16 protein-coding genes are annotated in these 15,744 nt (G+C 53.8%); 13 read left to right on the top strand and 3 right to left on the bottom strand.

The window, feature by feature from the left end:
• Nucleotides 1-133: 133 nt before the first annotated feature.
• From aroK to J2125_RS09260, 8 genes are all read left to right on the top strand, one after another.
• Complete coding sequence (aroK, locus tag J2125_RS09295) at nucleotides 134-655, top strand: shikimate kinase AroK (RefSeq protein WP_017802997.1); 522 nt, start codon at nucleotides 134-136, stop codon at nucleotides 653-655.
• A gap of 191 nt (nucleotides 656-846) precedes the next feature.
• Nucleotides 847-1,935: a 3-dehydroquinate synthase gene (gene aroB, locus J2125_RS09290; RefSeq protein WP_040462542.1), complete on the top strand. Its 1,089-nt coding sequence runs from the start codon at nucleotides 847-849 to the stop codon at nucleotides 1,933-1,935.
• 115 nt (nucleotides 1,936-2,050) lie between these two features.
• Nucleotides 2,051-3,046, top strand: coding sequence for an SPOR domain-containing protein (locus J2125_RS09285; protein ID WP_017802999.1), 996 nt, complete (start codon nucleotides 2,051-2,053; stop codon nucleotides 3,044-3,046).
• A 220-nt stretch (nucleotides 3,047-3,266) separates the two neighbouring features.
• Nucleotides 3,267-4,079 carry an adenine-specific DNA-methyltransferase gene (gene dam / locus J2125_RS09280; protein WP_017803000.1) on the top strand — a complete coding sequence of 271 codons (813 nt, stop codon included), beginning with the start codon at nucleotides 3,267-3,269 and terminating at the stop codon, nucleotides 4,077-4,079.
• A gap of 75 nt (nucleotides 4,080-4,154) precedes the next feature.
• Nucleotides 4,155-4,841 (top strand): ribulose-phosphate 3-epimerase, encoded by a 687-nt coding sequence (rpe, locus tag J2125_RS09275; protein ID WP_017803001.1) that lies wholly within the window; start codon nucleotides 4,155-4,157, stop codon nucleotides 4,839-4,841.
• Nucleotides 4,825-5,502, top strand: coding sequence for a phosphoglycolate phosphatase (locus tag J2125_RS09270; RefSeq protein WP_017803002.1), 678 nt, complete (start codon nucleotides 4,825-4,827; stop codon nucleotides 5,500-5,502). Before rpe ends, J2125_RS09270 begins: the two co-directional genes overlap by 17 nt.
• Before the next feature lie 18 nt (nucleotides 5,503-5,520).
• Nucleotides 5,521-6,525, top strand: a complete 1,005-nt coding sequence (gene trpS / locus J2125_RS09265) for a tryptophan--tRNA ligase (protein ID WP_017803003.1) — start codon at nucleotides 5,521-5,523, stop codon at nucleotides 6,523-6,525.
• A 140-nt stretch (nucleotides 6,526-6,665) separates the two neighbouring features.
• Nucleotides 6,666-7,949: a cytosine deaminase gene (locus tag J2125_RS09260; RefSeq protein WP_017803004.1), complete on the top strand. Its 1,284-nt coding sequence runs from the start codon at nucleotides 6,666-6,668 to the stop codon at nucleotides 7,947-7,949.
• Between the two features lie 39 nt (nucleotides 7,950-7,988).
• On the opposite strand, the gene tsgA is transcribed toward J2125_RS09260, so the two are convergent.
• On the bottom strand, nucleotides 7,989-9,170 hold the full coding sequence (gene tsgA, locus J2125_RS09255) for an MFS transporter TsgA (protein WP_017803005.1): 1,182 nt from the start codon (nucleotides 9,168-9,170) through the stop codon (nucleotides 7,989-7,991).
• A gap of 274 nt (nucleotides 9,171-9,444) precedes the next feature.
• Between tsgA and ppiA the strand changes: the two genes are divergently transcribed.
• The 5 genes from ppiA to argD all read left to right on the top strand — a co-directional run bounded on the left by ppiA (nucleotide 9,445) and on the right by argD (nucleotide 12,786).
• Nucleotides 9,445-10,017 carry a peptidylprolyl isomerase A gene (ppiA, locus tag J2125_RS09250; protein WP_017803006.1) on the top strand — a complete coding sequence of 191 codons (573 nt, stop codon included), beginning with the start codon at nucleotides 9,445-9,447 and terminating at the stop codon, nucleotides 10,015-10,017.
• 81 nt (nucleotides 10,018-10,098) lie between these two features.
• The gene (locus J2125_RS09245) at nucleotides 10,099-10,269 is read left to right on the top strand and encodes a YhfG family protein (RefSeq protein ID WP_017803007.1); all 171 of its coding nucleotides are present in this window, start codon (nucleotides 10,099-10,101) and stop codon (nucleotides 10,267-10,269) included.
• Nucleotides 10,259-10,852 carry a putative adenosine monophosphate-protein transferase Fic gene (locus tag J2125_RS09240; RefSeq protein WP_017803008.1) on the top strand — a complete coding sequence of 198 codons (594 nt, stop codon included), beginning with the start codon at nucleotides 10,259-10,261 and terminating at the stop codon, nucleotides 10,850-10,852. Before J2125_RS09245 ends, J2125_RS09240 begins: the two co-directional genes overlap by 11 nt.
• 49 nt (nucleotides 10,853-10,901) lie before the next feature.
• Nucleotides 10,902-11,477, top strand: coding sequence for an aminodeoxychorismate synthase component II (locus J2125_RS09235; protein WP_017803009.1), 576 nt, complete (start codon nucleotides 10,902-10,904; stop codon nucleotides 11,475-11,477).
• Between the two features lie 88 nt (nucleotides 11,478-11,565).
• Nucleotides 11,566-12,786: a bifunctional acetylornithine/succinyldiaminopimelate transaminase gene (gene argD / locus J2125_RS09230; RefSeq protein ID WP_017803010.1), complete on the top strand. Its 1,221-nt coding sequence runs from the start codon at nucleotides 11,566-11,568 to the stop codon at nucleotides 12,784-12,786.
• 30 nt (nucleotides 12,787-12,816) lie between these two features.
• Here argD and J2125_RS09225 read toward each other — a convergent pair whose 3' ends face one another.
• Together J2125_RS09225 and crp are read right to left on the bottom strand one after the other, a co-directional pair.
• On the bottom strand, nucleotides 12,817-14,892 hold the full coding sequence (locus J2125_RS09225) for a YccS/YhfK family putative transporter (RefSeq protein WP_017803011.1): 2,076 nt from the start codon (nucleotides 14,890-14,892) through the stop codon (nucleotides 12,817-12,819).
• A 65-nt stretch (nucleotides 14,893-14,957) separates the two neighbouring features.
• A complete protein-coding gene (crp, locus tag J2125_RS09220; protein WP_017803012.1) occupies nucleotides 14,958-15,590 on the bottom strand; it encodes a cAMP-activated global transcriptional regulator CRP in 633 nt (210 codons plus the stop codon).
• Nucleotides 15,591-15,744: the final 154 nt, after the last annotated feature.

The following is a 15,744-nucleotide window of genomic DNA, read 5'->3' as shown; positions in this document are numbered from 1 at the left end:
ACCTTGAGTGTTGAGATAATTTTCAGTCTGACTCTCGAACTATCGCTCATGAGGTTTCAGTTCATGTCCCGCCAGCGGCAACATCGTTGAACGCGGGGTAACATCAACGAATTGTCTTAGTAATACCGAAAAAATGGCAGAGAAACGCAATATCTTTCTGGTTGGGCCTATGGGTGCCGGCAAAAGCACTATTGGTCGTCAGTTAGCTCAGCAACTCAATATGGAGTTTTTCGACTCCGATCAAGAAATTGAGCGACGTACCGGAGCGGATGTGGGCTGGGTGTTCGACGTTGAAGGCGAAGAAGGCTTTCGTGATCGCGAAGAAAAAATCATCAATGAACTCACCGAAAAACAGGGCATTGTGCTGGCAACAGGCGGCGGCTCTGTAAAATCACGTGAAACCCGTAATCGTCTGTCCGCCCGTGGCGTAGTGGTGTATCTGGAAACCACTATTGAGAAACAACTGGCTCGTACGCAACGTGATAAAAAGCGTCCGCTGCTGCAGGTTGATTCGCCACCGCGTGAAGTGCTGGAAGCTTTAGCGAATGAACGCAATCCTCTGTATGAAGAGATTGCGGATGTGACCATTCGCACTGATGATCAGAGCGCCAAAGTAGTGGCTAATCAGATCATTAATATGTTGGAAAAGAACTGATTAGCGTAAACGCGTTGAAAGGGTGACGTGCTGCTCAGAGACGGTCAGAACCAGCAACAGTATGCGGCTTATCTCCGATGGGTGTGCATCTGACGCTGGTTTGACGCCGAATCGATACGCGCGGCCGATTTCAACTCAGTTGTAAAAACCTGCCCATGCTATGGGCAACGCATATAGGGTTATACAGCGTCATGGAGAGGATCACCGTCACTCTGGGGGAGAGAAGTTACCCCATCACCATCGCTGCCGGACTGTTTAACGATCCGGCTTCTTTTTGGCCGCTGAAGGCGGGCGATCAGACTATGCTGGTGACGAACCAGACGTTGGCTCCTCTCTATCTGGACAAGCTGCGTAACCTGCTGGAAAGCGCCGGTGTAAAGGTCGATCAGGTCATTCTGCCTGATGGCGAGCAGTATAAAACCCTGTCCGTGATGGACGAGGTGTTCACCGCGTTACTGGAAAAACCGCACGGTCGTGATACCACCTTAATCGCCCTCGGTGGCGGGGTGATTGGCGACCTGACCGGTTTCGCCGCCGCCAGCTATCAACGCGGCGTGCGCTTTATTCAGGTGCCGACCACGCTTTTATCTCAGGTCGACTCCTCTGTTGGCGGCAAAACGGCCGTCAATCATCCCCTTGGCAAAAATATGATCGGCGCTTTTTACCAGCCAGCTTCGGTGGTGATCGATCTTGACTGCCTGCAGAGTCTGCCGCCGCGCGAACTGGCTTCGGGGCTGGCGGAAGTAATCAAATACGGCATTATTCTCGACGCTGACTTCTTTGACTGGCTGGAGCAGAACCTTGATGCTCTTCTGGCGCTGGATGGCGTGGCGATGGCGTATTGCATTCGTCGTTGCTGCGAACTGAAAGCGGAAGTGGTGGCGGCTGATGAGCGCGAAACCGGCCTGCGCGCACTGCTGAATCTTGGTCATACCTATGGCCATGCGATTGAAGCGCATATGGGCTATGGCAACTGGCTGCATGGCGAAGCGGTATCCGCCGGCATGGTGATGGCGGCGCGCACCGCAGAACGTCTCGGCCAGTTCAGTTCAGCCGATACCGATCGCATTATTACTTTACTGAAGCGCGCAGGATTACCGGTAGAGGGGCCACAGAGCATGCAGTCCCATGACTATCTGCCGCATATGATGCGCGATAAAAAAGTGCTGGCCGGTGAACTGCGTCTGGTATTACCGCTCGCAATCGGCAAAGCCGAAGTGCGTGGTGGGGTTGCCCATGATATCGTGCTGGCAGCGATTGAAGATTGCCAGAAATCGTAGGGGCGGCGTTCTCGCCGCGCCTGTTCAGCTAACGTAGCTGCAACGTTAAGTACTAATGATGTAAACGCTGCCCCGGATGCGGGCGGCGGATGCCGTTAAACGGGAGGAGGTTGTAATGGACGAGTTTAAACCGGAAGACGAGTTAAAACCTGACACCAGTGACCGCCGTCCTGTGCGGTCGCGCAAAACGTCTTCTGCGCCGAAGGTTGCGATTTCCCGTCAGCATATGATGATGGGGATTGGTATCCTGGTTCTGCTGCTGTTAGTGATTGGCATTGGCTCGGCGCTTAACGGCCCTGGCGATGATCAGAAAGCTCAGCAGCCGGTCAGCGGTAACACCAGCAATGCTGGCAATGCGCCTTCAGGTGGCGAAAAGAGCATCGACCTTTCCGGTTCTTCCTCAATCAGCGGTCAGCCTGCCGGGCAGCAGCCAGCAGCGGATACCGCTGCGAACTCCGCTGGCAATAGTCAGCAGATTAGCGTGCCGCCTGTCTCCCCGACGCCAACCCAAGCCGAACCGGTGCAGACGCCGCCAGGCCAGCAGCGTGTGGAGCTGCCAGGTGACCTGAACAGTGCGCTCTCTTCTCAGCAGGATCAGGTGAATGCAGCGGCACAGGGCGCAACCAACAGCGGCAGTTCATTGCCTACGGCACCAGCAACGGTAGCCAGTGGTCAGCAGAACCAGGCTACGTCGCCAGCGAGTAAGCCAGCACAGCATCCGGCGACGGCGCAGCAGCATAAACCAGCAGCAACACATAAACCGACAGCCAGTAAACCTGCGGCGCAACCGGCCAGCAAAACGGCGGCGACGGCCAGCCATACCCCGGCAACCAGCAGCAGCGCATCCGCCCCTGGCGGCAACTACACGTTGCAGCTGAGCAGTGCTTCACGCTCTGATACGCTGAATGCCTGGGCTAAAAAACAGAATCTGGCGGGTTATCACGTGTATAAAACCACGCGTAACGGCCAGCCATGGTATGTGCTGGTCAGCGGTTCTTACGCCACACCTGCGGATGCTAAACGCGCTGTTGCTGCGTTACCTGCTGAGGTTCGTGCCCAGAGTCCCTGGGTCAAACCGGTCAGTCAGGTGAAAAAGGAATCCGTTAATTAATCTGTCGGCGCCGTGACAGCACGGCGCCAGAATCAAATTTAAGCGCAGATATGCTGCCGTACCCTGACTACTTCGAGCTGCATCAAGGCGGCAAGTGAACGAATCCCGATGAGCGTCGTAATCTACGTGATTCGGGTGAGTGAACGCAGCCAACAAAGATGCAGCTTGAAGTAGACAGGTAGAAATCCACAGCCAGAAGAGTAAAAGCAATAACCACGGCATGAAAAAAAATCGCGCTTTTTTGAAATGGGCGGGGGGGAAATACCCGCTGCTGGATGATATTCGACACCATCTCCCACAGGGAGAGTGTTTAGTTGAGCCTTTTGTTGGCGCCGGATCGGTGTTTCTTAATACCGATTATGAGCGCTACATTCTGGCGGATATCAACAGCGACCTGATTAATCTCTATAACATCGTCAAAACCCGCACCGTTGAGTTTATCAATGACGCACGCCAGCTGTTTACGCCGGAAGCGAACGATGCGGAGTTTTTCTATGCGCGACGCACCGAGTTTAACGCCAGCCAGGATCCCTATCGCCGCGCGGTGCTGTTTACCTGGCTGAATCGCCACTGCTATAACGGCTTATGCCGCTACAACCTCAGCGGTGAGTTCAATGTGCCCTTTGGCCGCTACCGTAAACCCTACTTCCCGGAAGATGAGTTGTACTGGTTTGCTGAGCGCGCGCAAAAAGCCACCTTTGTCTGCGAATCTTACGATGTTACCCTGACTAACGCGCGTGCGGGTTCGGTGGTCTATTGTGACCCGCCGTATGCACCGCTGTCGGCCACGGCGAATTTCACTGCCTATCACACCAACAGCTTCAGTATGCGTGAGCAGCAGCATCTGGCAGAACTGGCGACAAAGCTGTGGCAGGAGAGTGGTATTCCGGTGCTTATCTCGAATCATGATACGGCGTTGACGCGCCTCTGGTATCAGGATGCGCAATTGCATGTAGTGAAAGCGCGGCGCTCCATCAGTCGCAGCATTAGTGGTCGCAGTAAAGTGGACGAAATACTGGCGCTGTACAGTTAGCTTGTTTCGTCCGCGACCTGAGAATTAACTCTGCCTGCTTGTGGTTGCCACAGGCGCACAAATTGGGAGAAACGGATGAAACGATTTTTACTGGCCCCATCAATTCTGGCTGCGGACTTTGCCCGTCTGGGCGAAGATACTGCGAAAGCACTGGCTGCGGGTGGTGATGTAGTACATTTCGACGTGATGGATAATCACTACGTACCCAATCTGACCATGGGGCCAATGGTACTGAAGGCGCTGCGCGACTACGGTATCACTGCGCCCATCGATGTGCATCTGATGGTGAAGCCGGTCGACAGCCTGATCCCGGAGTTCGCTAAAGCGGGCGCCAGCTATATCACTTTCCATCCTGAAGCCTCTCAGCATGTCGATCGCTCACTGCAGCTGATCAAAGAGCATGGTTGTAAAGCCGGACTGGTGTTCAATCCGGCAACGCCACTAAGCTACCTCGATTATGTGATGGATAAAGTGGATATCATTCTGCTGATGTCGGTCAATCCGGGCTTTGGCGGGCAATCATTTATTCCGGCGACGCTGGATAAACTGCGTCAGGCGCGCAAGCTGATCGATAACAGCGGTTACGATATTCGTCTGGAAGTGGATGGCGGCGTGAAGATCGATAATATCGGCGAAATCGCTGCTGCCGGTGCCGATATGTTTGTCGCCGGATCGGCGATCTTCGGCCATCCTGATTACAAAAAAGTGATCGACGATATGCGCAATGAACTGGAGAAATCGCACCATGGCTCATTTCACTGATATTCGCGCACTGGCGTTCGATCTTGACGGTACCCTGGTTGACAGTGCGCCGGGTCTGGCGAGCGCGCTCGATCAGGCATTACAGGCCATGCAGTTACCGGCGGCGGGTGTTGAGCGTATCTCCACCTGGATTGGTAACGGTGCGGATATTATGGTCGAACGTGCGCTGAGCTGGGCGTTGGGTCAGCCACCGCATGAAGATCAGGCGCGCGATGCCCGGGTGCTGTTTGATAAATTCTATGCACAAACCGTAGAGAGCGGCAGCACGCTGTTTCCGCATGTTGCCAGCACGCTGGTGGCACTGAGCGCGCGCAATATTCCGCTGGCGGTAGTCACTAATAAGCCGACCCCGTTTGTTGCACCTTTGCTGCAATCGCTGGGTATTGCCCAACATTTCTCGCTGATTATCGGCGGTGATGATGTGGTGGTGAAGAAGCCGCATCCGGCGCCGCTGTTTTTAGTGCTGGGAACCTTTGGCTTACTGCCGCAGGAGTTGCTGTTTGTTGGTGACTCGCGCAATGATATTCTGGCGGCGCAGGCGGCGGGTTGCCCCTGTGTTGGCATGACCTTCGGTTATAACTATGGTGAATCGATCACTACCAGCAATCCGGGGCTCGCTCTGGACGATTTTAACGATCTTCTGCCCGCATTAGGGCTGTAATTATCAGGATAGCAAAGCATGAGCAAACCCATCGTATTTAGCGGCGCACAGCCTTCAGGTGAACTGACCATTGGTAACTACATGGGTGCGCTACGTCAGTGGGTACAGCTGCAGGATGATTTTCACTGCATCTACTGTATCGTTGACCTGCACGCCATTACCGTCCGTCAGGACCCGGTTGCGCTGCGTAAAGCAACGCTGGATACGCTGGCGCTGTATCTGGCCTGCGGCATCGACCCGAGCAAAAGCACCATTTTTGTTCAGTCCCATGTGCCGGAGCACACTCAGCTGAGCTGGATCCTGAACTGCTACGCTTATTTCGGTGAGCTAAGCCGTATGACGCAGTTTAAGGATAAATCGACCCGCTACGAAGAGAATATCAATGCCGGTCTGTTTGACTATCCGGTGCTGATGGCGGCCGATATCCTGCTGTATCAGACCAATCAGGTGCCGGTGGGCGAAGATCAGAAGCAGCACCTGGAGCTGAGCCGTGATATTGCCAGCCGTTTTAACGCGCTGTATGGCGATATCTTTAAAGTGCCTGAGCCGTTTATTCCAAAATCCGGTGCGCGCGTAATGTCACTGCTGGAGCCAACCAAAAAGATGTCCAAGTCTGACGATAACCGCAATAACGTTATCGGCCTGCTGGAAGATCCGAAATCGGTGGTGAAAAAGATTAAACGCGCAGTGACCGACTCCGAAGAGCCACCAGTGGTGCGTTATGACATCAAAGAGAAGGCGGGGGTATCTAACCTGCTGGATATTCTCTCCGGGGTGACTGGCAAAACCATCGCCGAGCTGGAGCAGGAGTTTGAAGGCAAAATGTATGGCCATCTGAAAGGCGCGGTGGCTGACGCGGTATCCGGCATGCTGACGGATCTGCAGGCGCGCTTCCACAGCGTCCGCAACGATGAAGCTTTCCTTGAGCAGGTGATGCGTGATGGCGCAGCCAAAGCGCGTGCCCATGCCCAGCAAACGCTGAAGAAAGTATATGAAGCGGTCGGCTTTGTCGCCCAGCCGTAAAAGTCCATCCCGCGGGCGGCGAGAACGCCGCCCCTGCATTAGACTGGTTTCGTAGGGGGCGGCGTTCTCGTCGCCCGTTGCAATGATTTGCATTGGAGCCAGTGTAAGGCGGCGAAGACATTTTCCTCGGGAGGTTTTGCATGCGTTCTGCTCAGTTGAAAGGGATCAATAACCTGCGTCTGCCGGGGCGTGACGGCCGGTGGCAAATCGCTATCGACGATGGCAAAATCACACGGATTACGCCGCAGCCGCAGAACAGCGAGCAGGATGCTGACATGCTGGATGCGGAAGGCGGACTGGCGTATCCGCCCTTTGTCGAACCGCATATTCATCTGGATACCACGCAGACGGCAGGTGAACCGGCATGGAACCAGTCCGGTACGCTATTTGAAGGCATCGAGCGCTGGGCCGAGCGTAAAGCCACCCTTACCCACGAAGATGTGAAACAGCGGGCGAAGCAGACTCTGAAGTGGCAGATTGCCAATGGCATTCAGTATGTACGCACGCACGTTGATGTTTCCGATCCGACGCTGACCGCCCTGAAGGCGATGCTGGAAGTCAAAGCAGAAATGGCGCCGTGGGTGGCAGTGCAAATCGTCGCATTCCCCCAGGAGGGCATTCTCTCCTATCCCGATGGTGAAGCCTTGCTGGAAGAGGCGTTGCGCCTTGGCGCCGATGTGATTGGCGCGATCCCGCATTTTGAATTCACCCGTGAATATGGTGTGGAGTCACTGCATAAAGCCTTTGCGCTGGCTAACAAATATCAGCGGCTGGTGGATGTGCATTGCGATGAGATCGATGATGAGCAGTCGCGTTTTGTGGAAACGGTCGCCGCGCTGGCGCTACGTGACCAGATGGGCGCGCGGGTTACCGCCAGTCATACCACCGCCATGCACTCCTATAATGGCGCTTATACCTCGCGTTTATTCCGCCTGCTTAAGCTTTCCGGTATTAATTTTGTCGCCAATCCACTGGTGAATATCCATCTGCAGGGGCGCTTTGACAGCTATCCGAAACGGCGCGGTATCACTCGGGTGAAAGAGATGCTGGAGGCGGAGATTAATGTCTGCTTTGGCCATGATGACGTCTTTGACCCCTGGTATCCGCTTGGCACCGGCAATATGTTGCAGGTTTTGCATATGGGACTGCATGTCTGTCAGCTGATGGGATATGGCCAGATCGATAGCGGAATTGATCTGATTACCCATCATAGTGCACAAACCATGCAGCTGGACGATTACGGCATTGAGGTGGGAAACAGCGCTAATCTGGTGATTCTGGCGGCGGAGAGCGGATTTGATGCGGTGCGACGTCAGGTCGCCACGCGCTATTCAATACGTCACGGACGGGTGATTGCCGCGACTAAACCAGCACAGAGTGAGATCTTTCTGGAAGAGCGGGAAACGGTGAGTTTCCGGCGTTAGTGGCTGGCAAGGGCGGCGTTATCGCCGCCCTTGTCGTGGTTAATGTGTAACATGCCCGTGACTGCGATGCTTCGTTACAAAGCCCAGCAGCAGACACATCACAAATACCACCGCATACAGGCCGTTTGAGGTAGCCAGCGCCGCATGTGCGCCGCCCTCAGCCACAATCGGGCCGGTAACCACAAAGGTCAGCATGGTGCCGACGGTGCCGCAGGTCAGGATAAAGTTCACCAGCTTCGGTGAGGACACTTTGGTCTGCAGTGAACCGAGCGTAATAATGGTGGTGTAAATCGCGCTGGAGCTAAAGCCCAGAATCATAATGATCCACTTCAGCATTGACGCATCGTTACTGCTGACAAACCAGTACATCAGCAGGGTCGCCAGACCCGCCAGCACCAGCAGAATGCGTTGCAGATCGAAGAAGCGCAGCACAAAGCTAAACACCCACATGCCCACCATATAGGCCGTCCAGAAGTTACCAACCAGCTGACCGGCGCTGACGATATCCATGCCCATGGTTTTGGTGGCGTATTCCGGCACCCAGGAGATAAAGCCCAGCTGACCCAGGATATAGCAGAGCGCCGCAACCGACAGGAACAGCACGCCGACGCCCCATTTTTCTTTCGCCACTGGCTTGTCGCTGTGCGCCTGTTTACCCAGCGCCGGGAAATCAGTGATCAGCGTCAGGGCAAAAATCGCCACATAGATCAGACCGATGCAGGCATACACCCAGTACCATGGCAAATGACGCGCCAGCAAGACCCCGGCAATAATCGGGAAAATGGTGCCCGCCATGCTGAAGAAGGAGTCGGTAAACAGCAGGCGTGAGCCGCGCTGACGTCCTTCATACAGATGGGTGATCAGGAAAGTGCCGATCGACATGGTGATACCGCTGACCACGCCCAGAACAAACATGCACAGCGAGAAGATGCTCAGGTTATGGCTGGTCATCAGGCCTGCAACGGCGAGGATCATCAACACAAAGCCGAAGATCAGCTGGCGTTTCAGCGGTACGATCTCCATCAGCCAGGCATTAAGGAAAATAGCGATCAGAATACCGGCATTCAGGAAGGTAAAGGTGTTGCTCATCTGCGATACCGGCAGCTGGAAATACTCTGCGATATTGCCCATTACCATCCCGGTGACAATCACCAGTGCGCCAGTCAATGCATAGGAAAAAAAGCTAATCCAGGTAAGCAAGAGTCGATTACGATTTGTCATTATGGAGACCTGTGAGTCGATGGATCCTGTAGCCCGTTAGCCCAGGGAGACACCGGAATTGTAAAGTTATATGTGATCCGTTTAAACATATATTGAAATATGCGCAACCGATTGCACTAAAAACGTGATGAACATCACTAATAGCGGTGGTTACAACTTGTCTTATTGACTCTGTGGGCTAAGTAAATATAGGTAAAACGCTGGCTCTTATATAACAGCCTCTTTACAATCAATATCGATTTTTGAGCTTGTGGCCCCCAGTAAGGAATCTTTCATGTTGAAACGTACTCTGACAGCAATTGCGACAGTTCTCGCGCTGTCCACTCTTTCGGCCTCGGCATTTGCCGCAAAAGGCGATACACATGTGCTGTTAACCACTTCGGCTGGCAATATTGAACTCGAACTTGATAACCAAAAAGCCCCGATTTCGGTGAAAAACTTTGTTGATTACGTCAATAATGGTTTCTACAACAACACCACTTTCCATCGCGTGATCCCTGGTTTTATGTTGCAGGGCGGCGGTTTCACTGCTGATTTACAGCAGAAGTCGGTAAATCCGCCGATTAAGAACGAAGCTGACAACGGCTTACGTAACGTACGCGGCTCAATTGCCATGGCGCGTACCGCAGAGAAAGACAGTGCCACCAGCCAGTTCTTTATTAACATCGCGGATAACGCCTTCCTCGATCACGGTCAGCGTGATTTCGGTTACGCGGTATTCGGTAAAGTTGTTAAAGGGATGGATGTTGCCGATAAAATTTCGCAGGTGAAAACCGACAACGTGGGTCCATACCAGAATGTGCCGACTACGCCGGTGGTGATCCTCTCCGCTAAAGTCCTGCCTTAATACCTCCACCGCCGCAGCTTCGCGGCGGTTTGCTTTCGGCCTTCTATACTAAGGGGAGACCCTGGCGGTAACGGAGGCCCTGTGAATCAGAAACTGACCGAAAAACAGAAGGCGGCATTGTGGCTGCAGTATCACAATGCCAATTTTCAGGCCAGCAATCGGCTGGAAGGCTACGAGATTGAAACGGTCACGCTCTCTCCGGCCGAAGCAGCAGAACGCCTGAAAACGCTGAGGAGGCATTATGAGCGCTAACGCCATGTCCGAACGCGATCCCTACTTCTGGCAGGATATCAGAGTGCTGAAAAATCGCCTGCAGATCCGCGAAGCGCACCGGCTGCAACAGGCCGAACTGGAGCTAAGCGCGCTGCGTGCGGCGACCATTGAGCTGGGCGCGGCAGGCTTCGGTTTTCCCCATCTGCGCGCCCTGCATCGCACGCTGTTTCAGGATCTCTATGACTGGGCCGGTGAGTTGCGTCATATCGATATCTATATGGATGACACGCCGTTCTGCCATTTTGAATATATCGAGAAAGAGGGCAATGCTCTGATGGCGGCGCTGGAGGCGGAAAATAATCTGGCGGATCTGCCGTACGATCAATTTATTGCCCGTCTGGCGCATTACTATTGTGAAATCAACATGCTGCATCCGTTCCGTGATGGTAACGGACGCGCACAGCGGCTGTTCTTCGAGCAACTGGCGCTGCATGCGGGTTATCTGATTCAGTGGCAATATGCTGACCGTGATAGCTGGCTGAAAGCCAATCGTGATGGCGTAAGTGGCGATCTGCGGGGTTTAAGCGATATCTTCGGCAAAGTGGTCAGCACACCAGAGTAAGATGCTAGAATGGCCGCGTGTTAATTTCGCTATTTAACCCGGAACCAGAATGCTGCTGCTGATCGATAACTACGATTCCTTTACCTGGAATCTTTACCAATACTTCTGCGAACTGGGCAGTGAGGTCTGTGTTCGTCGTAATGACCAGATTACGCTGGACGAGATTGCGGCTTTGCAGCCTGCGCATCTGGTGATCTCTCCGGGTCCCTGTACTCCTGATGAATCAGGTATCTCTTTAGCGGCTATCCGCCATTTTGCCGGCAAACTGCCGATTCTCGGCGTCTGTCTTGGCCACCAGGCCATTGCGCAGGCGTTTGGCGCGCGGGTGGTCCGGGCGCGTCAGGTAATGCATGGCAAGACTTCGGCGATTGAGCATCATGATCGCGGGGTGTTTAGTGGTTTAAATCATCCGCTGACGGTGACGCGCTATCATTCACTGATTGTTGAGCAACAATCGTTGCCGGATTGTTTTGAAGTGACCGCCTGGAGCCTGCGCGATCAGCAGCCTGATGAGATTATGGGCTTGCGCCACAAGACCCTGCCGCTGGAAGGCGTGCAGTTTCATCCGGAAAGCATTCTCAGTGAACAGGGGCATCAGCTGCTCGATAATTTCCTGAAACAGTAAGTTTACGTTTGCCTTTACGTGATTTTTTATGCATATTTTGTGATTATTATTTCACGTATCCATAACGTAGAATCAGACGAGGTAGTGAATGGCAGCGGAAAAGATGACGGTTACACGCGCAACATTTGATGAGGTTATTTTGCCTGTTTATGCACCAGCGCAGTTTGTGCCGGTGAAAGGCAAGGGCAGCCGCGTGTGGGATCAGCAGGGTAAAGAATATATCGATTTCTCCGGTGGTATCGCGGTAACCGCACTGGGTCACTGTCATCCGGCGCTGGTCGAAACGTTGAAAAGCCAGGGTGAAACGCTGTGGCACACCAGTAACGTCTTTACTAACGAGCCGGCGCTGCGACTGGCCAGCAAGCTGATTGCCGCCACTTTTGCCGATCGCGTGTTCTTTGGCAACTCCGGTGCTGAAGCTAACGAAGCCGCATTTAAGCTGGCGCGTTACTACGCCGCCAGTCGTCACAGCCCGTATAAAAGCAAGATTATCGCTTTCCATAACGCTTTCCATGGCCGCACGCTGTTTACCGTTTCTGTCGGTGGACAACCAAAATATTCTGATGGCTTTGGCCCGAAACCAGCGGATATCGTGCATGTACCGTTTAACGATCTGGCGGCGGTAAAAGCGGTGATTGATGATCACACCTGCGCCATTGTTGTGGAGCCGATTCAGGGCGAAGGCGGCGTGATGCCCGCTACCCCTGAATTTATTCAGGGACTGCGTGAACTCTGTGACCAGCATCAAGCCCTGCTGGTATTCGATGAAGTGCAGAGCGGGATGGGGCGCAGCGGTAAACTGTTCGCCTATGAGCACTATGGTATAGCGCCGGATATTCTGACCACCGCCAAAGCGCTGGGGGGCGGTTTCCCGGTAAGTGCGATGCTGACCACCAACGAAATTGCCGCGGTGATGGCGCCTGGCGTACATGGCACCACCTACGGCGGTAATCCATTAGCCTGTGCGATTGCCGAAACTGCGCTGGATATTATTAATAGCGATGAAGTGCTGAGTGGCGTGGAAACCCGTCGTCAGCAGTTTGTTGCGGCGTTAAAAGCTATCGACGCGAAGCTGGATCTGTTTAGCGATATCCGTGGTAAAGGTCTGCTGATTGGCGCCGAGCTGAAGCCGCAGCATACCGGTAAAGCGCGCGATATTCTCAATGCTGCGGCGGCAGAAGGGGTGATGATCCTGAATGCCGGTACGGACGTAATTCGTTTTGCGCCATCACTGGTGATTGAGCCGACCGATATCACCGAAGGGATGGCGCGTTTTGCGCTGGCGGTGGAGAAGGTGTTAGCTAAGTAATTGACTGAAGGGCGGCGTAATCGCCGCTCGTTAAGATTTGCGCAATTTCCTTACCAGCCACTGCCCATGTTGTGGCCGCTGGCTCCACGCCAGCGATGAGATGGTATGCATCACCCCCAGATGGCCGAGTATACGTTTCACATGACGTTCCATGATCGTCGTCGGCCCCTGTTCGGCATTCTCCGGCGCTTCCAGAATATTGCTATCCGATCCCGGACCGTCATACTCCAGCCGTTGCTGACAGCGTTGCAACGCAATCTCGCAGGATTGCAGATAGCGCTCGGCCAGCGCAGGCGTCAGCATAGTATGTTCACGCGCCAGAATGGTCATGGCGTTGATATGCTCGACAATAAACTGGCTGTGCGTCACCCATAATTTCATATCCGACAGGTAACGGTCGTTAAAGCCAGGTTCCTGCATCGCCTGATTAAGCGAGTTAAACAGCGCATTATGCGCCTGATTGACCCGCATCCGCTGGTAAGCCAGTTTATCGGCGCTCTGTTCGCTGCCCAGTAACATTTGCAGGGCATCCTGATAGGTGCCGAGCGCATCGTGGGCGTTGCGGCGCATTAAGCCGCTCTGCCACTGCGGCCACAGCCAGACCATACCGCCAAAGGCGATCAGACAGCCCATGATGGTATCCAGCAGACGCGGCAACAGGAATTGCGAACCGGCAAGGGTCAGCAATTGCAGCGAGTACACCGCAGTGACGGTAAAACCAATGGTGGCCCAGCCATAATATTTGCGGATAAACAGATAGCTCACCAGCGTAATCCCCAGCATCGCCAGCAATACCCAGCCTTCCGCCACATTAAAGCGTAGCGTGGCCGCTGCAATAACCAGTCCCGCCAGCGTGCCCAGCGCACGGTGCTGGATACGTACCCGCGTGGCGCTGTAACCATTCTGGCTGACAAACATAATTGTCATCAGGATCCAGTAGGGTTTAGGAATATTAAAAAACAGTGCCATTGAGCTGCCAAACATCAGCATTACCGCAAAGCGCGCCGCAGTGCGCAGCGCCGATGACTTCAGCGACAGATAGCTTTTCAGCGCCGGAATGACCGGCAGACGACGCTGGCGATCCGCCATCAGATCGCGTTGATAGAGTGGCCGCTGGGTGCGTAGCACGCGCGCAATGCGACTGAAATGGTAATAGCAGAAGTTGCCCACCGGATTTTCGCTGTGCTGGCGCGCGATCTTCTCCAGCGCCTGCAACTGCTTATCCATGGAGAAGCGTTCGGGCAGCTTATGGTAAAGAATATCATCGGCCAGCTGCCGCAGCCGCGCGGCAATGACCTGCGCGTTCCAGCGGATAACCGCTTCGGCATGGCTCTGCTCCACCAGTTTCTGCACCTCTTCTGGCTGATGCAGGCTGACCGCAATATGTTCCTGCAGGTCCAGCGCGACCTGAAAGGCGCGCGTCAGGCGCTTATGGTGGTTGTCACGGTTCGCTGACAGCATATGCATCTGCTGATAGCAGTTGGTAATCAGATCGACGGCTTTCTGCTGACGCGCCAGCAGCGGCGGCAGCGCTTTTTCCGGATCGGTCAGTTTAGTCAGCATGCTGTATTTAGCGTCGCAGTAATCCGCCAGTTCGCGATACAGCAAGCTAAGGGACTCACGCATCGGTTGCTCTTTCCACAGCCAGAACCACAACCAGTTGAATGCGCCATACCAGATGGTGCCGAGGATATACAGCAACGGCGGTTGCCAGATGGGCATATGGCCGATCAGGCTAAGGGTGAAAATCCCGGCAATTAATGAAGCGGGCAGCAGGCGGGCGTGCAACGGGCTGATTTCACCAAGGAAACCGAGCAGCATCGCCATGGTAAACAGAATTGCTGGCAGTGGAATGCTGTGTTGCGTCATCCACTGGATCAGAAAGCTGCTAAGGGCAAACAGGCCGCCGCCAATAATCAGCCGTTTGAAAAAGCGTTTATGGGGCGTATCCAGACCGGCGATATTGCAACAGGCGGGAACTAACGAGAACAACAGACCCTGTTGTAAGCCTCCGAGCAGCAGACCGATCGCCACAGGTAAACACAGCACCAGCGTTTGCCGCAGTGCGTAGTTGACTTCCGGGTGATAGATAATTCTCCGCCACATCAGGTGATCACAACATAAAAAAACGGCGCGATCGCGAGTGCATCACGCCGTGAGTTCAGTTTGATTTAACGTGTGCCATACACGACGATGGTTTTGCCGTGTGCCGAAATCAGATTCTGATCTTCCAGCATTTTTAAGATACGGCCAACGGTTTCACGTGAACAGCCAACGATCTGGCCAATCTCCTGACGGGTGATTTTGATTTGCATCCCGTCAGGGTGAGTCATCGCATCTGGCTGTTTCGCCAGATTAAGCAGAGTCTGGGCAATGCGGCCCGTCACATCAAGGAAAGCTAAATTGCCCACTTTCTCTGACGTCACCTGCAGACGGCGAGCCATCTGAGAAGAGAGACGCATCAAAATATCCGGGTTAACCTGAATCAGCTGACGGAATTTTTTATAAGAAATTTCAGCCACTTCGCAGGCGGTTTTTGCCCGAACCCAGGCACTACGCTCCTGACCTTCTTCAAACAGGCCAAGCTCGCCGATGAAATCTCCCTGGTTAAGATAGGAGAGGATCATCTCTTTGCCTTCTTCATCCTTGATCAGCACAGCTACAGCGCCTTTAACGATGTAGTAGAGCGTTTCTGCTTTTTCACCTTGGTGAATCAGCGTACTTTTGGATGGATATTTGTGAATATGGCAATGTGACAGGAACCATTCGAGAGTAGGGTCTGTTTGCGGTTTGCCGAGAACCATTCGCTTTTATCCTCTGTTGTAATCGTGCCCTAATAACAGGGGGATTCGTTCCCTGCAGGCGTTGAAATATTCAAGCGTTTTCCCATCAGGAAAGTTGTCCGGGCTTCTGTTCAGAGCTTAGCTCATAATGTCGTCCCGCTTTCGTCGTGCAGAC

The sequence above is a fragment of the Winslowiella toletana genome (assembly GCF_017875465.1).
GTDB lineage: Bacteria > Pseudomonadota > Gammaproteobacteria > Enterobacterales > Enterobacteriaceae > Erwinia > Erwinia toletana.
The sequence above is the reverse complement of the archived record's forward strand: the minus strand, read 5'-3'. Positions and strand labels throughout refer to the sequence as shown.